This window comes from Pseudomonas sp. 31 R 17 (assembly GCF_900004915.1).
GTDB classification, from domain to species: domain Bacteria; phylum Pseudomonadota; class Gammaproteobacteria; order Pseudomonadales; family Pseudomonadaceae; genus Aquipseudomonas; species Aquipseudomonas orientalis_A.
This window is the reverse complement of the sequence record NZ_CVTN01000037.1, coordinates 37,274-62,006: the sequence shown is the minus strand read 5'-3', so window position 1 is coordinate 62,006 and position 24,733 is coordinate 37,274. Positions and strand designations below refer to the sequence as shown.

Annotated in this window: 21 protein-coding genes; 7 read left to right on the top strand and 14 right to left on the bottom strand. The window is 61.5% G+C overall.

Translation table 11 applies throughout. The features are described from left to right. Positions 1–117: 117 nt before the first annotated feature. Together BFP89_RS02495 and BFP89_RS02490 are read right to left on the bottom strand one after the other, a co-directional pair. Entirely contained in the window at positions 118–888 is a 771-nt protein-coding gene (locus tag BFP89_RS02495) for an amino acid ABC transporter permease (protein WP_083208000.1), read from the bottom strand. Then, positions 885–1,706, bottom strand: a complete 822-nt coding sequence (locus BFP89_RS02490; RefSeq protein WP_065883831.1) for an ABC transporter substrate-binding protein — start codon at positions 1,704–1,706, stop codon at positions 885–887. Before BFP89_RS02490 ends, BFP89_RS02495 begins: the two co-directional genes overlap by 4 nt. A gap of 114 nt (positions 1,707–1,820) precedes the next feature. Between BFP89_RS02490 and BFP89_RS02485 the strand changes: the two genes are divergently transcribed. After that, on the top strand, positions 1,821–2,723 hold the full coding sequence (locus BFP89_RS02485; protein ID WP_065883830.1) for a homocysteine S-methyltransferase family protein: 903 nt from the start codon (positions 1,821–1,823) through the stop codon (positions 2,721–2,723). Positions 2,724–3,197: 474 nt separating this feature from the next. Here the strand turns inward: BFP89_RS02485 and BFP89_RS02480 are convergent, their stop codons facing one another. Genes BFP89_RS02480 through BFP89_RS02470 form a run of 3 tightly spaced genes read right to left on the bottom strand, consistent with a single transcriptional unit; the run spans position 3,198 to position 4,961 of the window. Continuing rightward, positions 3,198–3,869: a GNAT family N-acetyltransferase gene (locus tag BFP89_RS02480; protein WP_065883828.1), complete on the bottom strand. Its 672-nt coding sequence runs from the start codon at positions 3,867–3,869 to the stop codon at positions 3,198–3,200. Positions 3,870–3,879: 10 nt separating this feature from the next. After that, entirely contained in the window at positions 3,880–4,326 is a 447-nt protein-coding gene (locus BFP89_RS02475) for a GNAT family N-acetyltransferase (RefSeq protein ID WP_065883826.1), read from the bottom strand. After that, entirely contained in the window at positions 4,323–4,961 is a 639-nt protein-coding gene (locus BFP89_RS02470) for an FMN-binding negative transcriptional regulator (RefSeq protein ID WP_065883822.1), read from the bottom strand. Before BFP89_RS02470 ends, BFP89_RS02475 begins: the two co-directional genes overlap by 4 nt. Positions 4,962–5,049: 88 nt before the next feature. On the opposite strand from BFP89_RS02470, the gene BFP89_RS02465 reads away from it, so the two are divergent. Next, positions 5,050–6,588 carry a MocR-like pyridoxine biosynthesis transcription factor PdxR gene (locus BFP89_RS02465; RefSeq protein ID WP_065883819.1) on the top strand — a complete coding sequence of 513 codons (1,539 nt, stop codon included), beginning with the start codon at positions 5,050–5,052 and terminating at the stop codon, positions 6,586–6,588. 8 nt (positions 6,589–6,596) lie between these two features. Here BFP89_RS02465 and BFP89_RS02460 read toward each other — a convergent pair whose 3' ends face one another. The 7 genes from BFP89_RS02460 to aspA form a co-directional block, all read right to left on the bottom strand. Beyond that, entirely contained in the window at positions 6,597–11,060 is a 4,464-nt protein-coding gene (locus BFP89_RS02460) for a dermonecrotic toxin domain-containing protein (RefSeq protein ID WP_256097305.1), read from the bottom strand. Between the two features lie 287 nt (positions 11,061–11,347). Continuing rightward, positions 11,348–12,439: a polyamine ABC transporter substrate-binding protein gene (locus tag BFP89_RS02455; RefSeq protein ID WP_065883817.1), complete on the bottom strand. Its 1,092-nt coding sequence runs from the start codon at positions 12,437–12,439 to the stop codon at positions 11,348–11,350. Further along, positions 12,436–13,470 (bottom strand): histone deacetylase family protein, encoded by a 1,035-nt coding sequence (locus BFP89_RS02450; RefSeq protein ID WP_065883815.1) that lies wholly within the window; start codon positions 13,468–13,470, stop codon positions 12,436–12,438. The genes BFP89_RS02455 and BFP89_RS02450 overlap by 4 nt, the downstream gene beginning before the upstream one ends. Before the next feature lie 132 nt (positions 13,471–13,602). Continuing rightward, entirely contained in the window at positions 13,603–14,595 is a 993-nt protein-coding gene (locus BFP89_RS02445; RefSeq protein ID WP_065883813.1) for an AraC family transcriptional regulator, read from the bottom strand. Between the two features lie 50 nt (positions 14,596–14,645). Further along, positions 14,646–15,623, bottom strand: a complete 978-nt coding sequence (locus BFP89_RS02440) for an asparaginase (RefSeq protein WP_065883811.1) — start codon at positions 15,621–15,623, stop codon at positions 14,646–14,648. Between the two features lie 77 nt (positions 15,624–15,700). Further along, positions 15,701–17,146, bottom strand: a complete 1,446-nt coding sequence (locus BFP89_RS02435; RefSeq protein ID WP_065883809.1) for an alanine/glycine:cation symporter family protein — start codon at positions 17,144–17,146, stop codon at positions 15,701–15,703. A gap of 390 nt (positions 17,147–17,536) precedes the next feature. Next, positions 17,537–18,961, bottom strand: coding sequence for an aspartate ammonia-lyase (gene aspA / locus BFP89_RS02430; protein ID WP_065883807.1), 1,425 nt, complete (start codon positions 18,959–18,961; stop codon positions 17,537–17,539). A 183-nt stretch (positions 18,962–19,144) separates the two neighbouring features. On the opposite strand from aspA, the gene BFP89_RS02425 reads away from it, so the two are divergent. The 5 genes from BFP89_RS02425 to BFP89_RS02405 all read left to right on the top strand — a co-directional run bounded on the left by BFP89_RS02425 (position 19,145) and on the right by BFP89_RS02405 (position 22,953). After that, positions 19,145–20,053 carry a LysR substrate-binding domain-containing protein gene (locus BFP89_RS02425; RefSeq protein WP_065883805.1) on the top strand — a complete coding sequence of 303 codons (909 nt, stop codon included), beginning with the start codon at positions 19,145–19,147 and terminating at the stop codon, positions 20,051–20,053. A gap of 345 nt (positions 20,054–20,398) precedes the next feature. Next, positions 20,399–20,890, top strand: a complete 492-nt coding sequence (gene purE, locus BFP89_RS02420; RefSeq protein ID WP_003195648.1) for a 5-(carboxyamino)imidazole ribonucleotide mutase — start codon at positions 20,399–20,401, stop codon at positions 20,888–20,890. 12 nt (positions 20,891–20,902) lie between these two features. Further along, positions 20,903–21,988 carry a 5-(carboxyamino)imidazole ribonucleotide synthase gene (locus BFP89_RS02415; protein WP_065883803.1) on the top strand — a complete coding sequence of 362 codons (1,086 nt, stop codon included), beginning with the start codon at positions 20,903–20,905 and terminating at the stop codon, positions 21,986–21,988. Between the two features lie 105 nt (positions 21,989–22,093). Beyond that, positions 22,094–22,339 carry a GlsB/YeaQ/YmgE family stress response membrane protein gene (locus BFP89_RS02410; RefSeq protein WP_065883801.1) on the top strand — a complete coding sequence of 82 codons (246 nt, stop codon included), beginning with the start codon at positions 22,094–22,096 and terminating at the stop codon, positions 22,337–22,339. 77 nt (positions 22,340–22,416) lie between these two features. After that, positions 22,417–22,953, top strand: coding sequence for a DUF3299 domain-containing protein (locus BFP89_RS02405; protein ID WP_065883799.1), 537 nt, complete (start codon positions 22,417–22,419; stop codon positions 22,951–22,953). A gap of 120 nt (positions 22,954–23,073) precedes the next feature. Here the strand turns inward: BFP89_RS02405 and BFP89_RS02400 are convergent, their stop codons facing one another. Together BFP89_RS02400 and BFP89_RS02395 are read right to left on the bottom strand one after the other, a co-directional pair. Then, positions 23,074–23,973, bottom strand: a complete 900-nt coding sequence (locus BFP89_RS02400) for a D-hexose-6-phosphate mutarotase (RefSeq protein WP_065883797.1) — start codon at positions 23,971–23,973, stop codon at positions 23,074–23,076. A gap of 65 nt (positions 23,974–24,038) precedes the next feature. Further along, on the bottom strand, positions 24,039–24,443 hold the full coding sequence (locus BFP89_RS02395) for an acyl-CoA thioesterase (RefSeq protein ID WP_003176975.1): 405 nt from the start codon (positions 24,441–24,443) through the stop codon (positions 24,039–24,041). Positions 24,444–24,733 lie beyond the last annotated feature (290 nt).

Below are 24,733 nucleotides of genomic sequence, written 5' to 3'. Positions count from 1 at the left end.
CTGTCAGGCCACTGACCGCTGGTTTGCGGGAGTTGTCCTTAGTGGGGTGCGATTAAAAGCTCATCCGCCATTGGCTGGGCGTACCGTGTCAAAGTGCGACGCAAGGGGGTCTAAGCGTCAACTGCGGCGCACATACCCTTTGCCGAAATGCCGCTCCATGCGCGCCTGGATCAGCTCCAGCCCGAGGGACATTACCCAGTAAATAATCGCCGCCGTGGTAAGCATCTCGATGTAGCGGTAGCTGGAGCGGCCGTAGGACTGCGCCAGGAACATCACTTCCCACACGCCCATCACCGAGATCAGCGACGAGTCCTTGAGCATCGAGATGAACTGGTTGGTGGCCGGCGGGATGATGGTGCGCATGGCCTGGGGCAGGGTGACATGCCAGAAGATCGCCCGGTCACGCATGCCCAGTGCCAACGCCGCTTCCCGTTGGCCATGGGGCACGCCGAGGATGCCGGCGCGGAAAATCTCGCTCAGGTAGGCGCCGTAGTTCAGCGACAAGGCGATGATGCCGGCGACGATCGCGCCCGGCACCAGGCCCAGTTGCGGCAAGCCCAGGTAAATCAGCAGGATCTGGATCAGCAACGGCGTGCCGCGAAAGAACGAGGCGTAGAAACTGGCAATGCCAAACGCCACCGCGCTTTTCGACAGGCGCCCCAGGGCGGTGACAAACCCCAATATCGACGACGCAACGATGGCGCACAGGCACAAAAACAGCGTCAGCGCCGCGCCTTGCAGGAAGCCATTGGGCGCCAGGTGCAGGCCGACCAGGTTGGGCAGCTTGTCGAGGATGATCGAGAACTTCAGGTCAAAGCTCAGGAAGAAACTCGCAAACAAGGTCAACAGCGCCGCCCAGGTCAGGTAAAGCCGTATACGAAAGCTCATCGGCTGATATCGGCGCCGATCCATTTTTGCGACAGCTTGCTCAAGGTGCCGTCCTGTTTGAGCTGGGCGAAGACCTCACGCACTTTGCTGTCCCACTGCGCGTCGCCTTTTTCGATGGCCACCGAGTTGGGCTCCGAATACAGCGGCTCGCCTGCCAGCTTGAAGCGCTTGTCCTGGGTCAGGCGCGGCTGCGCGGTGACCAGGTTGGTGAGGATCGCATCCAGGCGCACGCCCGCGCCCAGGCCGAGGTCCTGGAATGCCACGTTGTCGGTGTCGTACGGGGCAATCTGCACATCCTCGAACGGGTACTGCAACTGGGTGTCCTCGGCGCCTTCGATCACCAGGTTCTTGTTCAGGTAGCTTTCATAGCTGGAGGCGCTGGTGAGGCCGACTTTCTTGCCGCTCAGGTCTTTGGCTGCATGGATGCGATCATCCTTGGCATTGACCACGATGACGGCGGGCGAGGCGTAGTACTCCACCGGGAAATCGAACACCTCGGCGCGTGCCTTGCTCGGGGTCATGGAGCAGATGCAAATGTCGTAGCGCCCGCTCCAGCGGCCGGCGGCGATGACGTCCCATGAAGGCGTCTCCAGGCGCAGCTTGACCCCAAGCTTTTGCGCCACGGCCTTGGCCACATCCACGTCGAAGCCGTCGAGCTGGTTCTGCTCGTTGAGGAATGAAAACGGCGGATAGCTTTCCATCAGCACCCCGACCAGCTCTTTCTTCTGCTCGATACGGTCCAGGGTGGCACCGCCAAAGGCTTGGGTTGAAGCGGCCAACATCGTCAGGCCCAGGGCCAACAGCGGTCGTAATTTCAAAATCGAGCACCTGAATAAAAAAGAGGTTGTTATTAACCGAACGGTACGCATTAAATAGTTATAAGAACGACTCTCATAGTGAGTTATTTTCATAAGCATATGAGTAAAAAGCATATGGGTACAACAAACACCGTAATTCTCGATGGCGGCATGGGCCGTGAACTGCAACGCCGTGGCGCGCCGTTCCGCCAGCCGGAATGGTCGGCGCTGGCCCTGAGCGAGGCGCCGCAAGCGGTAGAGGCGGTGCACGCGGCCTATATCGACAGCGGTGCCGACGTGATTACCAGCAACAGCTACGCGGTGGTGCCGTTTCATATCGGCGAAGCGCGGTTCGCGCAGGAGGGCCAGGCGCTGGCCGCATTGGCCGGTGAGTTGGCGCGACGGGCGGTGAAGGCCTCCGGCAAGTCGGTGCGCGTCGCCGGTTCCTTGCCGCCGTTGTTTGGCTCCTATCGGCCCGACCTGTTCCTGCCTGAGCGGGTCAGCGAATTGCTGACACCGCTGGTGCAGGGATTGGCGCCTCACGTTGACCTGTGGCTGGCGGAAACCCAAAGCTCCATCGTTGAAGCGCAAGCGATTCATGCCGGCCTGCCGCAGGATGGCAAGCCGTTCTGGCTGTCGTTTACCTTGAAAGATGAGGATACCGATGAGGTGCCGCGCCTGCGTTCCGGCGAGCCGGTGGCGGAGGCGGCCGAGGCGGCGGCGCAGTTGGGCGTGCAGGTGTTGCTGTTCAACTGCAGCCAGCCCGAAGTGATCGGCGCGGCGATCGATGCGGCGCGGGCAACCTTCGAGCGATTGGGCGTCGCCATTCAGATCGGCGCCTACGCCAATGCCTTCCCGCCGCAACCCAAGGAAGCCACGGCCAACGATGGCCTGGACCCGTTGCGCGACGATCTCGACCCGCCGGGTTACCTGCACTGGGCGGCGGATTGGCAGGCGCGCGGCGCCAGTCATCTGGGCGGTTGCTGCGGGATCGGGCCGGAGCATATTGCGGTGTTGGCCGAGCGCCTTTCCAACTGATTCACCGCAGATCAAAACTGTGGGAGGGGGCTTGCCCCCGATGGCCATAGGTATCTACAACTCTGTAGCGCCCAAACGTAACCACGATGCGAAGCGAGTCGCTCTTGATCTTGATCTGCTTTTGATCTTAAGCGCCCCGTCAAACCACGCTGGCCGAACGCAGGCTTGAATTCGTGGGTAACCCGGCAGGACGCCGGGTTAGCCGCACTGGGCCATGGATGGCCCATTGCGGCGGCCCACGGATTCAAGCCTTCGATCGGGCACACCGAGCCTAAGCGAGGTGCCGAGTGGTGGGGCAAGAGCGTTTTGCTTACTTTTGCGCTTTTCAAAAGTGAGCCGCTGTAAAAGCGGAACCCATAGCAGCCGTTACCGCGGAAACGGATATGTACTCAACCCAATCCAACATCCTGGCCAGCCCTGAGGCCGCCATCGGGGGCAAGCCCCCTCCCACAGGTTTTGTGTTGCGGGTGAGGTTCAGGTTCGGCATTCGACCAGTGTTCTGAGCTGACCGGAACCGGCCTGGTTCTTCTCCGACAACCACGCCTCAAACCCCGCGCCAATCTTCGGCCATTCCGAATCCAGCATCGAATACCACGCCGTATCCCGGTTCTGCCCCTTGACCACCATATGCTGGCGGAACACGCCTTCAAAACTGAACCCCACGCGCTCGGCTGCATACCTGGAGCGCGCATTGCCGTTGTTGCACTTCCATTCCAGGCGGCGGTAGCCCTGCTCGAACGCGTACCTGGCCAGCAGGTACACCGCTTCGGTACTTTTTGGCGAACGCTGCATCGGTGCGCCAAAGGTGACGTGGCCGATCTCAATACGCCCGTGAGCGGGGACGATGGACATCAGGCTGAGGATGCCCTGGACCTGGCCGCTTGCGCGGTCGACCACGCTGAAGAAATACGGGTCGCTGCCGGCGGCATGGTTGTTCAGCCAGGCATCGAAGGCGCTGCGCTCGGCAAAAGGGCCGTAGGGCAAAAAGTCCCACAACGTCGGGTCGGCACCGGGGCCCTCGAGGGCTTGCCACAGGTGTTCGGCGTGACGCGCCGGGTCGAGCTTTTCCAGGCGAATGAAGCGCCCTTCAAGCAGTTGCGCGGCAGGCGCGGGGGCGCCTTTCCAGTCGGCGGGGGAAGTGACCATGCTGCGCTCCTTAAAGACCTTTGCGAAATTGGATGAAACCTGGGCGTTCAGCGATGCGTTCGTACAGTTGAATCGCGGTGGCGTTGGTCTCGTGGGTCAACCAGTGCACCTTGCAGCAGCCATCGGCCTTGGCGGTGGCGTAGACGAATTCGATCAGCTTGCGGCCCACGCCAGTGCCACGTTGGGCTGGGTCCACCAGCAAGTCCTGCAGGTAGCAGGAGTTCTCGATGCTCCAGTTGGAACGATGGTAGATGAAGTTGACCATGCCCACTGCCTTGCCGTCCTGCCAGGCGAGTGCCGAATGAGTCGGCTCGCGGGCGTCGATCAGGCGTTGCCAGGTGCTTTGGCTGACGGCGTCCGGCAGTTCGGTGTTGTAGAACTTCAGATACGCCTGCCACAACGGGAGCCAGGCGGTGTGGTCGGCGGCGGTGACTTGGCGAATGTCGATCTGGCTCATTGTGCAACTCCTTGGGGAATAAAGCGGGCGAGGGCCTGGTCACGCACATCGGTACTGGCGGCCAGGCCTTCGCGCACGCCGGCCACGTCGGCCGCGCTGCGGTTCTGGCTGAGCTTGCGCTTGCCGATCACGCGTTCGATGGGCAGCGCGAAGCCGACGATGGCCTTGAGCATGCCGTCAATGTAGTCCGCCGGTGCGTCACTGACCGCCCAGGGTTGGGCGCGGCCACGTTCATGGCGCTCGGTGAGGGCGCTGACCAGCTTGAGCAATCGCTCGGCGTCGTTGAACACCTGCGCCTTGCCATAGGCGTGCACGGCCATGTAGTTCCAGGTCGGCACCACTTTGCCGTGTTCGGCCTTGGCCGGGTAAAACGCCGGACTGACATAGGCGTCGGCCCCCGCGAAGATCACCAGCGCCTCATGGCCATTTTGCAGCTCGCGCCATTGCGGGTTGGCCTTGGCCAAGTGCCCGTAAAGCGTGCCGTTGGGACCTTCATCGGGGTTGAGCAGCAGTGGCAGGTGGCTGGCTTGCAGGCCGTTTTCTCCCACGGTCACCAACTGCGCCAGACGGGTGTGCTGGATCAATTGCTGGAGTTGGGGCAAATCATCGATGGCAAAGGCGCGGGGGGTGTACATGGGAAATTTTCCTTGGCGAATGCCTGCATCCTAGGCAGGCTATTGGTTCGTTGTAAGAGCCATCTAGCGCTATTTTCATAGGTCCAATATGCCGTCCATCGCGCCGCCGTTATCCTTCAACCCTGCCGGTATCGAACTGGACCGCCGCCAGGGCCTGACGCGCCAACTGTATGAGGCCCTGCGCCAGCGCGTGCTGGATGGACGGTTGGTCAGTGGTACACGGTTACCCGCTACCCGTGATCTGGCGGCGGCATTGTCGATCTCTCGAAACAGCGTCGTGCGCGCCTACGATCAGCTGTATGCGGAAGGGTTTATCGAAAGTCGGGTGGGGGATGGCACGTATGTAGCCAAATTGCCGATGCCGAAAAAACTATCCACACAAGTATCCACAGGGTTTTCAACAGGCTTATCCCCAGGGTTATCCACAAAATGGGCGGATTTACCGGAACATCTTGACGATGAAGTTATCCACAGCACGGGTTTGGCGCGGGTAAAAAATCATCACCTGCCTCAACCGCCTTCAGGTCCACCTCGTGCTTTTCGCGTGGGCGTGCCGGCCTTCGACCTGTTCCCGTTTGAAGTATGGGCCAAGCTGAATGGGGCGTTCTGGCGCAAACCGGACCTGGAACAGCTGTGCTATGGCGACCCGGCAGGTGACGGCCGCCTGCGTGGCTTGATTGCCGCGTACCTGCGCAGTTCACGGGGTATGCAGTGCACGGCTGAACAAATTGTGATCACCAGTGGTGCACAGCAGGCAATCAGCCTTTGTGCACAGCTGCTGGTTGAGCCGGGTGATGGGGTAGCGGTGGAAAATCCGGGTTACCGTGCGGCCGGCCATGCATTCGCCCTGGCCGGCGGGCGATTGCAGGGTGTGCCGGTAGACAGCGAGGGCCTGGATTGCCAGGTGCTCAATGCTCTGCATGACTGCCGTGTGGCCTATGTCACACCTTCCCATCAATATCCGTTGGGGGTGGTGATGAGCCTGGCCCGGCGTCTGGAGTTGCTGGCCTGGGCCGAGCGTACGGGTGGCTGGATCGTCGAGGATGACTACGACGGAGAATACCGCTACAGCGGTGCGCCGTTGTCGCCCCTGGCGGCGCTGGATCGCAGTGGCCGCGTGTTATACGTCGGCACGTTCGGCAAAGTGGCGTTCCCCGCGTTGCGCCTGGGCTACCTGGTGTTGCCTGCGGCCCTTGTGCAAGCGTTTACCCGGCGGCGCGCCGTGGACATGCGCCATTCCGAAGTCAGCACCCAGGCGGTGATGGCAGAGTTCATGGCGGCGGGGCACTTCCAACGCCACATTCGCCGAATGCGTCGCGCTGCATTGAACCGACGCAACGCCTTGCTGGCCGGTTGGCCCGATGGGTTGCCCGGCGTCGGCGCCTTGCCCAGCGTTGCGGCCGGGCTGCACTTGACCGTGCGAGTGGACAGCCTGGCCCGCGAGCAGGCGTTGCTCGCGCAGGCCCGTGCGGTAGAGGTTGAGATCACCGGTTTAAGTAGCTATTGGCTGGCTGGCACAAGCCCACCGGCGGACCAGCACGCAGGCCTGGTGATGGGGTTTGCCGCCGTGCCCGAGGCGGCCATCGCGCAGGCGCTGGCACGTTTGCGCCAGGTTTGGCAGACATGAAAAGGCGATCAGCTGTCGAAGAACAGCGACTTGGCCAGTTGATCACCGATGCTGCTGCGGTGGATTTCTATCATTTCCCAGTCACTGGGGCCGGTGCGTTGACGAGCGCCACCGAGCCGCTGTTGTTCGCGCGTCTTGAGGTGGGCCTTGTCGAATCTCTCAAGGGCGGCGCCTTTCGTTGCGTAGTGAAAGTGCGCGTACCACAGCACGGCGTTGGTCTCTTTATCACGGACTTCGTACTCGTCCAGATAGCCCTTTGGGGGCCCTTTGACTGCGCGACGGCTGAAGGTTCTGGTGATCCTGATCAGCCCTTGGTTATGCAGCCATTCCACCCGCGCCGCAGTGGGCGGCTGGTGTTTGATCATCTCGATGTAGGTTTTTCTACCCAGGTGATAAAGCCGCTGTGCTGCGTCGTTGAGGTTGCGTTTGGTCGAAGCGGCGGAAGTATGGTCGCTTTCGGTGAGATTGCGCCGGGTCAGCGCTTGCTCGATGTCGTTTGACGCACCCTCCAGTTGTTTGGCGTAGGCCTCGTACATATCCTGGATATCCTGCGGCGCGTGCCAGGGTTTACGCGAGAAACCCTGGTACTTGCGGGTTTCAGCCTGCTCGGCATTCAACAGCGTTTGTCCGGTGTTGATGCTGGTATCCAGGTCCAGCGTGGCAGGCACTGGCGATGCAGAGGTGACCTTTTGCCGCTTGACCCAGACGCCTGGGGTTTTTTCATGAAATGTAGCGAGCACCTTGCCTGTCACGGACGTCCTGACATCGGCCAGGGTACTGTCGGACTCACGGGGTTGAGCTATTAACACGCCGTCGTAGCGTGTCTTGATTATTTTGCGGTGTGGCGTGCGCGAGGCCTTTGAGCTGCCGGGCTTGGGTTCCAGGGCTTTTTTCTCGCGCAGCAGTTGCGCCAGGTCGTGAATGGCCCGCTGGCTGAATTCGCCAATCTGCTGGCGAAAACCCTGCAGGCGGGTTTTCAGCAGATACTGCGGATGGTCGGCGTGTAGCTCCAGCAGACGTTGATCTGCACTGGAAAATTGCTCAACCAGGCTGTTGAGCACATCAATGCGCTCATCCAGCGACGTATCGCTGCCCCGTCTGACAACCTCAGTGAAACTCTCGACGTTAAGTTCGGCTGTGTCGACGCACTGGTTCATCTGCTCTCGCAGCGTGGCGGGGATCTGGCTTTGCTCTTCATCGATACACAAGTAGCGACCCAAGCCGATCTCCAGGGATTTGAGCTCGGCGAGGGTGAGCGGTGGCAACTCGCTCATGGCTTTTTGAATGACCGCTGCGCCTTCATCTCCCAGCACTTTGAGATCGCTGAAACGGTCGTTGATGAACTCCAGGCGCTTGATGATTGCCAGGTTCAAGGTGGACAGGTTTTGCGCGCTTTGCGCCTGGTTTTTATAGTCAATGTCCACTTCGGCATCAAGGATCGGGAACGACGATTCCAGGGCCTGCTTATAGCTCACCAGTTGTTGTTCCATGGCTACCTGAGTCAGCTGTATTTGCTGCTTCAGGTATTTACTCATGTTGCCCTGATAGGCGGGCACGGCATCGATGATGCTCAAGGATTTCAGCTGACTGATCGCCTCATCGTACGCCGTCAGCCGGTTGTCGACTTTACCTATGAACGCTGTACGCAGCAGGTCCGTGGAAGGGCCAGGGGCGGCGTCCAGTTCGGGCTTTGACTCAAGCACGTCCAGCTGTTGCCTGGCGGCGTCCGCATCAAAGGCGTTGAGCTGGGTCATGAGTGCGGTAATGCGCTCAGGCTGATTGACCTTGACCGCACGCTGACGGTTTCGAAGGCCACCGCCGCGCAGTCGCAAACGGGTGTCGACAAACCACTGGCCCGCCAGATTGCCGATCAGCGGCGGGCCCGTACGCAACGGTGCCTGCGGGTCAATGATGATGACACTGTCGTTGTCATCCACCCTGACTTCGAACCAACGCGCACCAACCGGCGCATACCATTTGTCGCCAAGTGGATACAGATTCAAGTGGCGCCCGCGCGTTTTGTTTTGCGCGCCAAGCTTGTCGGGTTTGGCGACGTTGAAACTGTCGAGTGTCCTGGCCAGGCCCAAGCGGCTATGACCCAGGGCCCCCAGGATGTGTACGGCGCCCTGATGCTTGGCGGGCAGTTGGTTGTCGGGAATATCTGCTTGTTGCACAGCGGTGTATGTTTTCTCGGCAACAGGTGGTTTATCGGCGGTTTCGATCATTGTTGACTCGGATTCAGTTTCGATCTTCGGCGCACCGAACTGTCCCGGCGGGGGGGGATGGCGTAGGGCGATGTGCAGGGTCAGAGCCATGCCCAGGTTGAGGAATACATCCACTAATGCGGTCCATGAGGCGTGTTGATCCTCTTTGTTTACCGCTTCCTCGGTGGCTTGCAGGTCGTCCATGATTTGCCAGATCCAGGCGGCAATTCCGACGGTGCGGCCCATGAATGGCAGGGCCGCGTTGAATATTTGCCAGCCGGTGTGGCGAAACGTCGCCCAGCGTTTTTGTACATTGGACACCGACTGACGGGCCGCCAGTTCGATCATGGCGGTGGCATTGGCCTTGAACAGCGTTGCCAGGGCGTCATTGCCCACTTCTTCATCGGCCAGGGTCACGGGGCCGCTCATGTACAGCAGGGTGAGGGGCTCGACGAGGGCACGCACCACCGTCCAGGGCGAGGGCAACGTGTCGGGAAACACGTATTGGGCGTAGTTGAAGCTCTGCGCCTGCGGCAGCCAGGCCAGCACCGATTCGCGCAAGGGGCGCTCATGTTTGATCGCGTACAACAGGTTTTGCCGTGCCGGGTATTGCATCAGCACCGGTTCCAGCAACGGGCGATAAAGCAGGCACGGGCCGGCGCTGGCGTCCCTTGGACCGATCACGAACATATTGGCGACCACGTCGCGCTCATGGCCGGGGCGCAAGGTGGGCACGAAGGCCAGGGCGCGGATAACAATGAGCTGCCCGTCTACGTGGCGATCGTGTTCATCGGTGTGCATCACGGCGGCAACGTAGCGGTAGCCGAGCTCATCAATTGCGCCCTGCCTGCGGATTTTCATTTGCAGGGCCAGCAGCGGCAGTTGCAGGCGTAGGTGGCTGATATAGAGCTGTTGGCGGTGGCTGGATTGCACCGGTTCATCGAGCAGTTTCTGTTTGATCAGCGCGGGGTAGTGTTCGCCGATATCAATGTCTTCGATCAGGTCTTTCAGATAGCTGAAGGTCAACCAGTTGGGGACACCATTGTCATTGTCGCCGTAGCGCACCGTGATATTGCCGGTGGGCAGACCCGTGAGGTTGTCCAGCGCCAGATCGATCAGGCCGCGACGGGTGATGTCCACGCTGCCCGGCACGATGAACGTGCCCCATATCACCGGGCTTTCGATCACCACCTCGATTTTGTCCAGGTTCAGGCGCGCACCGTCTTTATGCGACTGGATGCGGCTTTGCAGCTGTGTGCGGGCATAGTCCCGAATGGGCGCAATGCCGTCCTGGAATGTTTCGCCCTGGTAGTGGGCATGCAGTTGGGCCAGGTCGATCATGTAGCGGCTATAGGCGGCGGTGTCCGAGTCCGACGCCGAAGCCAGCCAGTCGGGCAGTTGTTGATGAATTTCTCGGATACTCGAGAGTTGGTGATCGCTCATCTCTTCGATGCTGGGCACAATGCGGGCGACGGTGACAGGGCTTGGCTGCTCCTGTGCCGGCTCATCGACAGCGGCTTGGCTGTAACTGCCGATGGTGCGGATTTGCAGGTCAATCAGGGTGCAGGCCAGCGCGTCGAAAAAATTGCCATCGGGCTCATAGAGACGCCACTGCAACGTGGTATCGCGCTCTGGCGCACTCAACCGGGCCGGCAGTGAGGCGCCGAATGCTTCGACTGACGCGAAGGTTTCGTACCCGCTTACCAGCGAGTGCGTCAGGACCATTTGGCGCTTGTCGTGCTCGCCAACCAGTACGGCAATGTCCGTGAAACTGATGTGGGTGGACTCGCCGTCCCGAAGCAGGTCGATATCGACCAGGTAGGCACGACTCTGGTAGCGATCATTCAACGCGCGCCTCGCCCGGTCGGGCTCCTGGAAAAATCCACGGGCCATGGCCGCTTCGTGCTCTGCCAAGCCCTGCTCTTCGTTGACGTTCCACAGTTTTCTCAGTGAGTTGGAAAATGTCCGCCAACGTGGCCCGGTGCTGCCGTTGGAGGCGTTCCAGAAATTAAGCTGCTGTTCCTGAAAAGCGGTGAACAGCAAGGCGGACAACTCGTTGATCAGGCGTGCGATGGCATCGATCTTCACCTCAAGGTGTACAGGCGCCGCCGCGTTCGGCTGCAGCGTGAGGAAGTGCTCGCCATCGATGTAGGTCACTCGTTCGCCGGACAGCGCCTGGTTGGCCAGTACCGAGGTCAGGGACTGGATAACGGCTGGCGCCGGTTCGACAGCACTGCCCACGATGTGCCAGCGAGGGCTGACCACCATTGCCAGGTCAGGGTCGATATTGAGGGCGGGGTAGAGGTCTCGGAGTGCCGAGCGCAACGTGATGGCGGCGACCTCGTGGGTGGTGGGCCCGTTGGTTAACTGGGTGAGCAGTTCATAGGTGCTGGGGGGCGGTGATTAGTGCTATGTAGGTCGTTGGGCATGTGTTGCTCCTCTGCAATCGCTGGCCTGGACGGGCTTCGAGGAGGTGCAAGGTAGCGATGGCCGTAGCCTGGAGGACGGTAGATAAATCGCGGCGCCCGCGAAGGCGCCCGTCAAAGCAAGGTGTTTCAGGTGCCGGATTTGATCCTGGTCCAGGCCCTGGTTCTGGCGCGTTCGGCTTTGCTGTCCAGGGGCTTGAGGGTATAGAGCGTCGTCATGGCCGCGTCGGTCGGGTACAGGTTGGGGTTGTTGCGTATCGCCGGGTCGACCCACTCGGTGGCGTCCTTGTTCGGGTTGGGATAACCGACGAAGTCGCTGACCGGTGCGATGACGTTGGGTTGCAACAAATAGTTGATGAAGGTGTAGGCGTCGCCCGGATTTTTAGCACCTTTGGGGATGGCGAGCATGTCGAACCAGATCGGCGCGCCTTCCCTGGGCAGGCGCATATCCACGGTCACGCCGTTCTTGGCTTCCTTGGCGCGGTTGGCGGCCTGGGAAAAACTGCCGGAATAGCCCACGGCCACGCAGATGTCGCCGTTGGCGATATCGGCCATGTATTTGGAGGAGTGAAAGTAGGTGATGTATGGGCGGATTTTCATCAGCAGTGCTTCGGCCTTGATGTAGTCCCTGGGGTTGCCGCTGTTGGGGTCCAGGCCCAGATGCTGCAGGGCCAGCGGCAGGATCTCCGAGGGCGAATCCAGCAACGCGACCCCGCACTGCTTGAGCTTGCTGATGTTTTCTTCCCTGAAGATCAGGTCCCAGCTGTCCACTGGCGCGTCGTCGCCCAGGGCCGCCTTGACCTTGGCCGGGTTGAAGCCGATCAGGATGGTGCCGTACATGTAGGGCACGGCGTACTGATTGCCGGGGTCGTTGGCTTCGATCAGCTTCATCAGCTTGGGATCCAGGTGCTTCCAGTTGGGCAACTGGCTACGGTCCAGGGGCTGGAATACCCCGGCTTCGATCTGCTTGGCCAGGAACACGTTGGACGGCACCACCACGTCATAGCCGGAATTGCCGGTGAGCAGCTTGGCTTCCAGCGCCTCGTTGGTGTCGAAGATGTCGTACACCAGTTTTATCGACGGGTTCTGCCCCTTGAAATCCTCCAGGGCCTTGGGGGTGATGTAGTCGAACCAGTTGTAGACCTTCAGGGTTTTCTCTTCGGCCTGTGCCGCGCCGCTGGCCACCGCGACGCACAGGACGAGCGATTTGAGTATGTTCATCGGGCTGCTTCCTCGAAACCTTCAAGCACGTTGACGGCGTTGATACCGATTTCTTCCACGGCGTAGCCTCCTTCCATCACAAACAGCGTTGGCGTGCCGAGTTGCGCGATGCGTCGACCCATGGCCAGGTAGTCCGGGCTGTCGAGCTTGAATTGCGAAATGGGGTCGTCCTTGAAGGTGTCCACGCCCAGGGAGACAACGATGACATCGGCACCGTAGCGCGCGATCTCGACACAGGCTTGTTCAAGCGCGGCGCTCCAGGTTTCCCAGGTGGCGCCGGCCGGTAACGGATAGTTGAAGTTGAACCCTTCTCCCGAACCCTCTCCCAGCTCATCGGCATACCCGAGGAAGAATGGGAACTCCGCCTCCGGATGGCCGTGGATCGAGGTGAAGAGCACATCGCTGCGCGGGTAGAAAATCGATTGCGTGCCGTTGCCGTGGTGGTAGTCCACATCGAGGATGGCGACCTTTTTGCAACCCTGGTCGAGAAACGCCTGGGCGGCGATGGCCGCGTTATTGAGGTAGCAATAACCGCCCATCAAGTCGCTGGCGGCGTGATGCCCGGGCGGGCGGCACAGCGCAAAGGCACTGTGGGCGCCTTGCGTGATGGCGGCCTGGGCGGTGAGGGCGACTTGCGCCGCGCTGTAGGCCGCTTGCCAGGTGCCGGCGGTGATCGGCGCGCCTCCATCGAAACTGTAATAGCCCAGTTGGCCGTGCAGGCTGGCGGGTATCACGCGGCGCAACGTGCGCGCGGGCCAGGTGTAGGGCAACAGGTCGCCATCCTGGCCGTACTCGGTCCAGCGTTGCCAGGCGCCTTTGAAGAAGTCGAGATAGTCGCGGCTGTGAATACGTTGCAGCGGCGCCAGACCGAAGTCCTGCGGCGCCTGCACCGGGCCCAGGTCACGGTCTTTGACGCGTTGCAGCACGTGGTCGGCGCGTGAGGGCATTTCAAAGCAGGGCATCAGTTGCCCGTCCATCAATTCACAGCGGCCGTGGTGCAGGTGGTGATCGTCCGAGTAGATCGTCAGCATGTGTTGTTCTCCGCAGGCTCTGTCGGTGCATGCAGTCTTGCGGCGGGGGCGGTCTATGAGAATGGCAGGAGCGGCCAAAAGGGGATAAATATGGCCAGCCTGTGTGTCCGCAATGGGCCCCTGAACGGGGCGTCATGCGCGAAATTGGCTCGGCGCGACGCCGCTCCAGCGTACGAACGCATGCCTGAAGCTGGCCGTTTCGCTGAACCCCAGCGTTTCGGCTATCCGGTGGATCGGCCACAGGTCGTCAGCCAATAACTGTTTGGCGCGTTCAAAGCGCAACTCATCGAGCAGTTCCTGATAGCTGCAGCCCAGGTGGTGCAAGTGTCGACGCAGGGTGCGTGCGGAACAGTTCATTTGCCGGGCCAGGCCCTCCAGCCCGGGTGCGGCGTGCAGTTGCGCGGCCAGCAACTGACGGATTCGCCCCAGCCATGCCTCGCGTCCGGTGAATTCGGTGTTCTGTTTCCGGCAGCGCTCGACCATGGCCTGGTGGGTCACGGTGTCGGCCAGGGGCAGGGGTTGGGCAAGCCAGCGTTTATCGAAGGCGAATGCATTGGCCGTGGCCTGGAACTGCAGCGGGCAATCGAAGCTCTCGACGTAACGCGCTTGGTAATCCGGCGCGTCGTGCTCGAAGCGAGCGCCCAACAGGGGCAGTGAGTGGCCGAGCAGGTCGTCGCAGATAACTTTCAACGACCCCAGGCACAACTCGACATTGAAGGCCGTCAGTGCGGGGCTCTCGCGGTAATCGCCGGCAGTGAACCAGATACGTTCGCCGTCTTCCTCCAGGCTCAGTTCGAAGAGTGTTCCCAACAGCGCCGGATAACGCAGGGCCAGGCGCAAAGCGTCACCGAAAGTGGCACTGGTGAGCAGGGCATAGCCGAGCATGCCGTAGGAAGAAACATGCATACGCCGCCCCACGATCAGGCCGATATCGCGCTGCAGGGCCACGGCGTTGGCGCACACCTGCATCTCCTGGTGCGTGGCGATACGCGTGTCGGCGCGGCGCAAGTCCGCTGCGCAGATGCCGCTGCCGGCCAATAATGCGGCATGGGGCAAGCCTTCGGCCTCGAAGGTACTGAGCACCAGGGACACGGCATTGAGGGTGGTGAGATGGGAGTGCAGCATGGGGACTTCCAGCCATGGGGTGGCTGGAAGTGGAGCAAGTTACATGCCGCTCAGTTCAGTTCGCCGCACAGGTCCAGTTCCACCAGGCGCCGGATTTCGCGGGTCGGCAACCCGGCCCCGAGCAGGGCGTTGAGCTTGCCGAAGGCCGCCTCGCGGGTCATGCCGCCACCGGACAGCACGCCCACACCGCGCAGGCGGCTGCCGGCTTCGTAGACGTCCAGTTCCACGCCGCCTTCATGGCATTGGGTGATCGCAACCACTACTACACCCTGATCCTGCGCACGTTGCAGGCTGGCCAGGAAGGCCGGGTTGTCACTTGGGCCGGTGCCGCTGCCGAAGCACTCGAGCACCAGCGCCTGGAGGCCGCTGTCGACCAGCGCATCCAACAGGTTGGCGGCGATGCCCGGCACCAACGGCAGGACGCCGACCCTGGCTTCAGACTTGGGCTGGCGGTAATGCAGGGCCGCGGGGATCATGTCGGCTTGGGAGACGCCGCCGTTACGCTGCAAGGCGGCAAACGGATGGCGACCGAAGCTGCGGATCTTCGCGCACCGGGTGGGCGCCATGAGCGCGCCGTGGAAATACAACTGCACGCCGGGTGCCAGGCCTTCCCCGAGTGCCGTCAGCGCACCGCTGACGTTTTCCCAGGCATCACTGTCGGGCACGCCTGCCGGCAACATCGAGCCGGTGAACAGTACGGGTGCCGGCAGACCGAGGAGTTGAAAACTCATGGCCGCCGCGCTGTACGCCAGGGTGTCGGTGCCGTGCAGGATCAGCACGGCGTCGCAGCCGTCGTCCACGGCGTCGACAACGGCGCTGCGCAGGCGCTGCCAGTAGGCAGGGGTCATATTGGCGCTGTCGATCAGCGGTGACATCTCCCGAAAGCGCCACGTGGGCACGGGTGCGTCGGCCAGTTGCTCGCGCATACGCGCCTCAAAACCGGAAGCAGGTGCCAGGCCGTTGGCACTGGCCTGCATGCCGATGGTGCCGCCGGTGTAGAGCACCATGACGTTATTGGCTGCTTGCATGAAAAATCTCCTGAACGAAAAAACGCCGCCGGGCCCAGAGCATGCCCAAGGCCGGGCGGCGTGTCATCTGGCGGTGATTAACGTTGCGCCTGGGCGCTCAGTTCAGCCGACGCTGCTGCTTCGGGTTTTACCGGGTTGGCCGGCCAGGCCTTGCGGTCCAGGTCCAGGTCGGGGAACTGGCTGGAATCGAACACCGGGGTCTTGATGCCTGCTGCGCGCTGGCCGTCGTAGTCGTTGAGGATGCGCATGGCGATCTTGAACAGGAACGCCAGGGCGAACAGGTTGACGAACGCGAGCATGGTCATGGTGATGTCGGCGAAGGCGAACACGGTGCTCAGGTTCTCGATCGAACCCCAGAAAATCAGCACCAGCACCAAGGCGCGATAGCCCATCAGTACCTTGCGGTTGTTGCCGACCAGGAAGCGCAGGTTGCTCTCGCCCAGGTAGTAGTTGTACATGATCGAGGTGAACACGAACAACGCCAGGGCGACCGAGATGAACATGCGGCCCCAGTCACCGACCACGGCGGCCAGGGAGTTCTGGGTCAGGGCAATGCCGTCGCCTTCAAAGCCCGGGGTGTAGAAGCCGGACAGCAGGATCAGCAACGCGGTGCAGGTGCAGATCACGAAGGTGTCGAGGAACACGCTGAACGCTTGCACCACACCTTGGGCGATCGGGTGTTCCACGGAGGCCACCGCCGCCACGTTGGGCGCACTGCCTAAACCGGCTTCGTTGGCGAACACGCCGCGTTTGACGCCCATGATGATCGCGCTGCCCACCAGGCCACCGAAGGCCTGGTCGAGGCCGAAGGCGCTCTTGACGATGGTCGCAAGCATGGCCGGCACGTGGTCGAACTGCAGCACGATCACGTACAGGGTCACGGCGATGTAGACCAGCGTCTTGACCGGTACCAGCAGGTCGGCGATCGAGGCGATACGCTTGATCCCGCCAATGAACACCAGGCCCAGCAACACCGCCAGCGCGAGGCCGGTGTAAGTGGTGTCGAGACCGAAGGCATTATTCAGCGAGTGGGTAACCGCGTGGGCTTGCAGGCCGTTGAAGGCAAAGCCGAAAGTCACCAGCAGCAGGAACGCCATGACCATCCCCAGCCAGCGTTTGTGCAGGCCGTGCTGGATGTAATACGCCGGGCCGCCACGGTAGGCACCTTCTGCATCGGTGCGCTTGTACAACTGACCCAGGGAGCACTCGATAAAGCTCGAGGACATGCCCACCAACGCGGTGACCCACATCCAGAACACGGCGCCCGGGCCACCCAGGGTCACGGCAATGCCGACGCCTGCGATGTTACCGGCGCCCACACGGCCGGCCAGGCTGAGCATCAGCGCCTGGAACGAGCTGAGTTGACCGGAGCTGCTTTTCAGGCTGTCTTTAAACACCGAGAACATGTGGAAAAAGTGACGCAATTGAACGAAACGCGAGCGGATCGTGAAATAACCGCCGAGCCCGACAATGAGCACGATCAGTACTTTCCCTGAGAGGAAGTCGTTGATGACTTCGAGCATGGAGTGTTCCTCGCTGATTTTTCTAATGGCAAACGCAGGACGGTACGACGCATCGCTCGGCACCAGGCAGTGCGCGACGTTCGACCCCAATCCTTTTGCGGGTGTTGTTATTCATGCGGTTTCGCGCTGTACAGGACCTCGTTACCGACGATCTCTGACACGAAGAGGGGCGGCACTATACCTAGGCGAACGTGATCCGTCTGCTCGGCCTGATTAAAGGTTTCAGCGAAGCGGTGAGAGGGGAGGTGGGTAAGCGGTGCGATATTGGATTTTTTATAGGCGTCATAAGCAACCTCAAGGCAAAAAAAAGGGCCTGAAGAACGAGCCTTCAGGCCCTCAAAAGGTGAGAGGTGTCTAGTCTCTCAACCTGGTGAGCGGTGCAACAAACACTTAGGCCTTCAGCGGGACCAAGCGTGGAGCGATCATGTTTTCGGGGCGCAGGATGTCGTCGAGCATGGCGTCGTCGAGCAAACCTTCTTCACGCACCAGTTCCAGCACACCGCGACCGCTTTCAAGGGCGATTCGCGCAATGCGGGTGGCGTTTTCATAGCCGATGTAGGGGTTCAGCGCGGTGACCAGGCCGATGGAGTGTTCCACCAGCTCGCGGCAGCGCGCTTCGTTGGCGGTGATGCCGACGATGCAGTGTTCGCGCAGCATGTCCATGGCGCGTTGCAGCAGGCGGATCGAGTCGAAGATCTTGTAGGCGATCAGCGGCTCCATCACGTTCAGTTGCAGCTGGCCGCCTTCGGCCGCGATGGTCAGGGCCAAATCGTTACCGATGATTTGGAACGCCACCTGGTTCACGGCTTCCGGGATCACCGGGTTGACCTTGCCGGGCATGATCGAGCTGCCTGGCTGGCGCGCCGGCAGGTTGATTTCGTTGATGCCGGTGCGTGGGCCGCTGGACAGCAGGCGCAAGTCGTTGCAGATCTTCGACAGCTTCACCGCGGTACGCTTGAGCATGCCGGAGAACAGCACGAAGGCGCCCATGTCGGAGGTGGCTTCGATCAGGTCGGCCGCCGGTACCAGCGGCTGGCCGCTGATGGTGGCCAGGCGTTGTACGGCCAGGGCCTGGTAGCGTGGGTCGGCGTTGATGCCGGTGCCGATGGCGGTGCCGCCCAGGTTCACTTCGGTGAGCAGCTCCGGCGCCAGGGTTTTCAGGCGGGCCAGGTCTTCGCTCAGGGTGGTGGCGAAGGCGCGGAATTCCTGGCCGAGGGTCATCGGCACGGCGTCCTGCAGTTGGGTGCGGCCCATTTTCAACACATGCCCGAACTCGACACCTTTGGCGGCGAAGGCCTGGATCAGGCTGTCGAGGCTGGCCAGCAGCGCGTCATGGCCCAGCAGCAGACCCAGACGGATCGCGGTCGGGTAGGCGTCGTTGGTCGACTGCGCCATGTTCACATCGTTGTTGGGGTGCAGGTACTGGTACTCACCCTTCTGATGGCCCATGGCCTCCAGCGCGATGTTGGCGATCACTTCGTTGGCATTCATGTTGGTGGAAGTGCCGGCGCCGCCTTGAATCATGTCCACCACGAACTCTTCGTGGAAATCGCCGCGAATCAGGCGGGCGCAGGCTTCGCTGATGGCCGCGTGCTTGGCTTCGCTGAGCTGGCCCAGTTCGCGGTTGGCGTCCGCTGCTGCTTGCTTGACCATTGCCAGACCGACCACCAATTTCGGGTAATGCGAAATCGGAACGCCCGAGAGGCGGAAGTTGTTCACCGCTCGCAGGGTCTGGATGCCGTAATACGCTTGGGCAGGTACTTCGAGTACGCCAAGCAGGTCTTTTTCGGTACGGAAAGATGCAGCAGAGGACATGACGGAAATCATCTCGATAGGGACCCGGAACTGGCCGGAACGCTGTGAATGCTAGGCTTTTGAGAGTTTTTGGGCCAATGCTGTTAAACACTGGCCTATGCACAAACGGCATAATGTCGATGTGACCCGGTTACCATGACGGGCGTGTGTGCCAAAATGGTGCATTCCCCGTGGGAGGCAGTGATGAACCTTGAGAGCAAATGGCTGGAAGACTTCAGCGCCCTGGCGGCGACGCGCAGCTTTTCCCAGGCGGCGGAGCGGCGCTTTGTCACCCAGCCGGCGTTCAGTCGACGTATTCGCAGCCTGGAAGCGGCGCTGGGGCTCACCCTGGTCAATCGCTCACGCACGCCGGTGGAGCTGACGGCGGCGGGGCAATTGTTCCTGGTCACCGCGCGCACGGTGGTCGAGCAACTCGGTGAAGTGCTGCGCCATTTGCATCATCTGGAAGGCGGGCAGGGGGAGGTCATGCAGGTGGCGGCGGCTCACTCCCTGGCATTGGGTTTTTTCCCGCGCTGGATCGCCCAATTGCGCAACGAAGGTTTGAACATCGCCACGCGGCTGGTCGCCACCAACGTCGGCGATGCCGTGCACGCCCTGCGCGAAGGCGGCTGCGACCTGATGCTGGCGTTTTACGACCCGGATGCCGCCATGCAGATGGACGCCGAGATCTTTCCCTCGCTGCACCTGGGCAACACCGAAATGCTCCCGGTGTGCGCCGCCGATGCCGACGGCAAGCCGCTGTTCGATCTGGAAGGCGAGGGCAGCGTGCCGTTGCTGGCCTACAGTGCCGGCGCCTTTCTCGGACGCTCGGTGAACCTGCTGCTGCGCCAGCGTGCGCTGCGTTTTACCACCATTTATGAAACCGCCATGGCCGACAGCCTCAAGAGCATGGCGCTGGAAGGTCTGGGTATCGCCTGGGTACCGCAGTTGAGCGTGCGGGCGGAACTGGCCCGCGGCGAGTTGGTGGTGTGTGGCGGGGCGCAATGGCATGTGCCGCTGGAGATTCGGCTGTATCGCTGCGCGCTGGTGCGCAAGGCGAATGTGCGGTTGTTGTGGCGCAAGCTGGAAGGTGGCGCGGCGCAAAATACCTGAGCCCAATCTCAGGCCCAATGCAGAGCAAATGTGGGAGAGGGCTTGCCCCCGATTGCGGTGTGTCAGGCACTGAATATGTCACTGACCGACCGCTATCGGGAGCAAGCCCCCTCCCACAGGGTTTTGCGGTGTATTGGACTGACTCTTGAGTCAATAAAACCGCCGGTTTGGGCGGCAAGACAGATGGTCATCCCAGGGGCTGTTTATCTGGATTATTACGGTATACTGCGCGGCCTTCGGCCGGTCCAACCGGCCTTAATTCGTACACCAAGCCACGCCGGATTTCCCGCGTGGCTTGTTGTTTTTTGACGCGCCTGCGGGCGCCCAGAGAGAAGAGGCACGACGATGAGTGCATTGGTTGGCGTGATCATGGGCTCCAAGTCCGATTGGTCCACCCTTAGCCACACCGCCGATATGCTGGAAAAACTCGGCATTCCGTACGAAGTGAAGGTGGTCTCCGCCCACCGCACCCCGGACTTGCTGTTCCAGTATGCCGATGAAGCAGAATCCCGTGGCATCGAGGTGATCATCGCCGGTGCCGGCGGTGCGGCGCATTTGCCGGGCATGTGTGCAGCCAAGACTCACCTGCCTGTGCTCGGTGTACCGGTGCAGTCGTCGATGCTCTCGGGCGTGGATTCGCTGTTGTCGATCGTGCAGATGCCCGCCGGCATTCCGGTGGCAACCCTGGCGATCGGCAAGGCCGGCGCGATCAACGCCGCGTTGCTGTCCGCCAGTATCCTGGGCGCCAAGCACCCGCAGTTCCATGCGGTGCTGAAAAAATTCCGTGCTGAGCAGACAGACAGCGTGCTGGACAATCCAGACCCACGCATCGCCTGAGGGTGTTGATTGATGAAAATCGGTGTAATCGGTGGCGGCCAACTGGGCCGCATGCTGGCTCTGGCGGGAACCCCGCTGGGGATGAACTTCGCTTTCCTGGACCCGGCGCCGGACGCTTGCGCGGCAGCCCTGGGTGAACACCTGCGCGCGGACTACAGCGACCCGGATCACCTGCGTCAACTGGCCGACGAAGTTGACCTGGTGACCTTCGAGTTCGAAAGCGTCCCGGCCGAAACCGTGGCGTTCCTGTCGCAGTTCGTCCCGGTGTACCCGAGCGCCGAAGCCCTGCGCATCGCGCGCGACCGCTGGTTCGAGAAGAGCATGTTCAAGGACCTGGGCATCCCGACCCCGGCCTTTGCCGATATCCAGTCCCAGGCGGACCTGGACGCCGCCGTCGCCAGCATCGGCCTGCCCGCCGTGCTGAAAACCCGCACCCTGGGGTATGACGGCAAGGGCCAGAAAGTCCTGCGCACTGCGGCCGATGTGGTCGGCACCTTTGCCGAACTGGGCGGCGTCGCCTGTCTGCTGGAAGGCTTCGTGCCGTTCACCGGTGAAGTCTCGCTGATCGCCGTGCGTGCCCGTGACGGCGAAACCCGCTTCTATCCGTTGGTGCACAACACCCACGACAGCGGCATTCTCAAGCTGTCCGTCGCCAGCACCGACCACCCGCTGCAGGCCCTGGCCGAGGATTATTCCAGCCGCGTGCTCAAGCAGCTGGATTACGTTGGCGTGATGGCGTTCGAGTTCTTCGAAGTCGATGGCGGTCTCAAGGCCAACGAAATCGCCCCACGCGTGCACAACTCCGGGCACTGGACCACCGAAGGCGCCGAGTGCAGCCAGTTCGAGAATCACCTGCGGGCGGTGGCGGGCTTGCCGTTGGGCTCCACGGCCAAGGTTGGCGAGAGCGCCATGCTCAACTTCATCGGCGTGGTGCCGCCGGTTGAGCGAGTCATGGCGATCGACGATTGCCATGTGCATCACTACGGCAAGGCCTTCAAGGCAGGGCGCAAGGTGGGTCATGCCAACCTGCGCTGCAAGGACCGCGCGACCCTGCAGGCGCAGATCCTCAAGGTCGAAGCGCTGATTGCCGAACAATAAGCTGCATCGTCGCGGGAACCATTAAGGCTCGGCGTCCCTCTGATTGCAGGATGCCAAAGTCTGACTAGGCTTTGGCATGACTCACACCAATCAGAGGGAAATGCCATGGGTATCATTGGAACCATCTTTATCGGCTTGATCGTCGGCCTGCTGGCGCGTTTCCTCAAGCCTGGCGACGACAGCATGGGCTGGATCATGACCATTCTGCTGGGTATCGCCGGCTCCCTGGCTGCAACCTACGGTGGCCAGGCGCTGGGGATCTACCAGGCCGGTCAAGGCGCAGGCTTTATCGGTGCGCTGATCGGTGCGATCGTGCTGCTGGTCATCTACGGCCTGATCAAAAGAAAGTAATCAGCCGACAAAGTCCTCTGCGCTGCGCAGGCGCAGAGGGCTAGAATGCTCGGCACTTGTACTTGCCGAGCCTCTCCATGCGCCGTTTCCTGTTGACTCTCCTCTTGCTGGGCTCAGGCCTGGCCCACGCCGGCGAACTGCCGGAAACCGACTGGCTCGAGCTGATGCCGCTGTCGGATCAGAAAGCCCTCGAAGCCATGCCCGAGATCGATCACAACTCGCCCGAAGCCCAAGGCACCTTTACCGACAAGGGCGGCCTGAAGCAGAGCAAAGGCTTGCCGGCGGTGATGTATTCCACCAAGACCGTGGCGGCCATGAACGGCAAGCACATCCGTATCGGCGGCTACCCGGTACCGTTGGAAACCGATGCCAAGGGCCGCAGCACCCTGTTCTTTCTCGTGCCGTACCCCGGCGCGTGCATCCATGTGCCGCCACCGCCGCCCAACCAACTGGTGCTGGTGCGTTATCCCAAGGGGCTGAAGCTGGATGATATCTACACGCCGCTGTGGGTGACCGGAACCTTGAAGGTGGAGAAGGTGAATAACGACCTGGCGGACGCGGCGTATGCGCTGGATGCAGGGAAGGTGCGGGCAGTGAAGGAGTCCGATCTCTAACAGCCAAACGCATAACAATGTGGGAGGGGGCTTGCCCCCGATTGCGGTATGCCAGTCAAAAATGTTCCGACTGGACCACCGCTATCGGGGGCAAGCCCCCTCCCACATTTCGAACTTCGTCTACAGGGCGACAGCGGCGATGCTCACGCCCAGGGTGTGGCTTTCGCCGGGTGCCAACGCCACCACGTCGTCCAGCACATTCGCCGTCTCGATGCACAACATCCCCTGCCAGCCATCGTCGGCCATGTCATCGAAGGCCTTGGCGCGTTCGGTCCATGGGTTCCAGATCACGGTCGATTTCGACCCTTCGCTGGTGAGCTGGATGCGACGCTGCCAGTCCTTGTCGAGGATGCTCAGTCGGGCCGGTGTATCGAGGTAGATACGGTCAGTCTCGGCACTGAAGTGCAGCAGGCCGGACTGGGTTTTCTCGGTCCAGCCATCGGCGGTATCGATATAGGTCGACCCCTCCACGCCTTCGACCTGCACGTTGCGCACATCGCTGACGGCGAAGTAGGTGTGCAATGCCTGGCTGAAGGTCACGGTGTCAGTGCCGCGGTTATGGCTGGTGAGGTGGATATGCAGCTGGTCGTCCAGCACCAGGCTCAACCTCAAGTCCACCTGATGAGGCCAGCCAGGAAAGCCGCCTGCCGGTACGGGCAGCGCAAGGTCCACCCGCAACGCCTGGCCTTCAAGCCTGGTTGCGGCTAATTCCCACAACGCCGTCCGCACAAAACCGTGGGCGCCGGCCGGCTGATCGCTGTGGCGCATCGCCTTGACGCTCTGCGGGTTGCGCTCGAATACACCAAACCACGGCCAGCACACCGGGACGCCGGTACGAATGCCTTTGCCCTGCTTCAACACCGCCTCGGGGTTCGGCCAGATCAGCGGCTGCTCGCCATCGCGCTGATAACTGAAGAGATGCGCGCCCTGTTGGGCCACCATCAATTCGGCGCCGTTGTGGCGGATGCGCCAGCAGTCCAGCTCGTCGATTTTCACGGTTTCAACGTGGGGCGTCGGCATAACAAAGCTCTCTCAATGGCAGGCAATGGGCAGTGGGGCAATTGACCGTGAAACCCCGATGAGGTTTAACGCGCGCGCGACGGAACCGAGCGCGTGCGGCCGCTGCCGTCGATGGCGACGAACACGAACACCGCCTCTGTCACCTTGCGCCATTCGCTGGACAGCGGGTCATCGCTCCACACTTCGACCATCATCTGGATCGAGCTGCGGCCGATTTCCAGGGCCTGGGTATAGAAGGACAACTGCGCGCCCACCGCGACCGGTACCAGGAATGCCATGCGATCAATGGCCACGGTGGCTACACGCCCGCCGGCCACCTTGCTGGCCATTGCCGTGCCGGCCAGGTCCATCTGCGCGACCAGCCAGCCACCGAAGATATCGCCAAAACCGTTGGTTTCACGTGGAAGTGCAGTGATTTGCAGGGCGAGATCGCCTTGCGGGATAGGATCTTCTTGTTCGAGTTCGATCATGCCGAGGGCCTCTGACCCGTGACGCTTCATGGGTATTTCAAGTGGATAGCCGTCTTCTGGAAAAACGTTTCAGCACCAACATACACCGCTCGATGCGTTTCTCGTAAGGCGAACTAAAGGGAAACTCTGCCAAATCGGCTGGATGGCGCCCAACAACGTTTTGGCACAGCAGCCCGTCAAGACTGGGGTTCCTGCGCTTGCACGGGCGAGTATATCGGGACGCTGGCGCGACGACGACCACCTGAGGCTCATTTGGTCGGTAAATAGACGCTGTATCGGGGCTTTTACGC

Bases quoted from the DNA above. Each gene is read 5' to 3' on its own strand.
- purE (WP_003195648.1), top strand. From the start codon at position 20,399: ATGAGTGCATTGGTTGGCGTGATCATGGGCTCCAAGTCCGATTGGTCC.
- BFP89_RS02440 (WP_065883811.1), bottom strand. From the start codon at position 15,623: ATGCAAGCAGCCAATAACGTCATGGTGCTCTACACCGGCGGCACCATC.
- BFP89_RS02400 (WP_065883797.1), bottom strand. From the start codon at position 23,973: ATGCCGACGCCCCACGTTGAAACCGTGAAAATCGACGAGCTGGACTGC.
- BFP89_RS02465 (WP_065883819.1), top strand. From the start codon at position 5,050: ATGCCGTCCATCGCGCCGCCGTTATCCTTCAACCCTGCCGGTATCGAA.
- BFP89_RS02495 (WP_083208000.1), bottom strand. From the start codon at position 888: ATGAGCTTTCGTATACGGCTTTACCTGACCTGGGCGGCGCTGTTGACC.
- BFP89_RS02425 (WP_065883805.1), top strand. From the start codon at position 19,145: ATGAACCTTGAGAGCAAATGGCTGGAAGACTTCAGCGCCCTGGCGGCG.
- BFP89_RS02460 (WP_256097305.1), bottom strand. From the start codon at position 11,060: ATGGTGGTCAGCCCTCGCTGGCACATCGTGGGCAGTGCTGTCGAACCG.
- BFP89_RS02405 (WP_065883799.1), top strand. From the start codon at position 22,417: ATGCGCCGTTTCCTGTTGACTCTCCTCTTGCTGGGCTCAGGCCTGGCC.
- BFP89_RS02480 (WP_065883828.1), bottom strand. From the start codon at position 3,869: ATGGTCACTTCCCCCGCCGACTGGAAAGGCGCCCCCGCGCCTGCCGCG.
- BFP89_RS02475 (WP_065883826.1), bottom strand. From the start codon at position 4,326: ATGAGCCAGATCGACATTCGCCAAGTCACCGCCGCCGACCACACCGCC.
- BFP89_RS02445 (WP_065883813.1), bottom strand. From the start codon at position 14,595: ATGCTGCACTCCCATCTCACCACCCTCAATGCCGTGTCCCTGGTGCTC.
- BFP89_RS02410 (WP_065883801.1), top strand. From the start codon at position 22,094: ATGGGTATCATTGGAACCATCTTTATCGGCTTGATCGTCGGCCTGCTG.
- BFP89_RS02455 (WP_065883817.1), bottom strand. From the start codon at position 12,439: ATGAACATACTCAAATCGCTCGTCCTGTGCGTCGCGGTGGCCAGCGGC.
- aspA (WP_065883807.1), bottom strand. From the start codon at position 18,961: ATGTCCTCTGCTGCATCTTTCCGTACCGAAAAAGACCTGCTTGGCGTA.
- BFP89_RS02435 (WP_065883809.1), bottom strand. From the start codon at position 17,146: ATGCTCGAAGTCATCAACGACTTCCTCTCAGGGAAAGTACTGATCGTG.
- BFP89_RS02395 (WP_003176975.1), bottom strand. From the start codon at position 24,443: ATGATCGAACTCGAACAAGAAGATCCTATCCCGCAAGGCGATCTCGCC.
- BFP89_RS02470 (WP_065883822.1), bottom strand. From the start codon at position 4,961: ATGTACACCCCCCGCGCCTTTGCCATCGATGATTTGCCCCAACTCCAG.
- BFP89_RS02485 (WP_065883830.1), top strand. From the start codon at position 1,821: ATGGGTACAACAAACACCGTAATTCTCGATGGCGGCATGGGCCGTGAA.
- BFP89_RS02450 (WP_065883815.1), bottom strand. From the start codon at position 13,470: ATGCTGACGATCTACTCGGACGATCACCACCTGCACCACGGCCGCTGT.
- BFP89_RS02415 (WP_065883803.1), top strand. From the start codon at position 20,903: ATGAAAATCGGTGTAATCGGTGGCGGCCAACTGGGCCGCATGCTGGCT.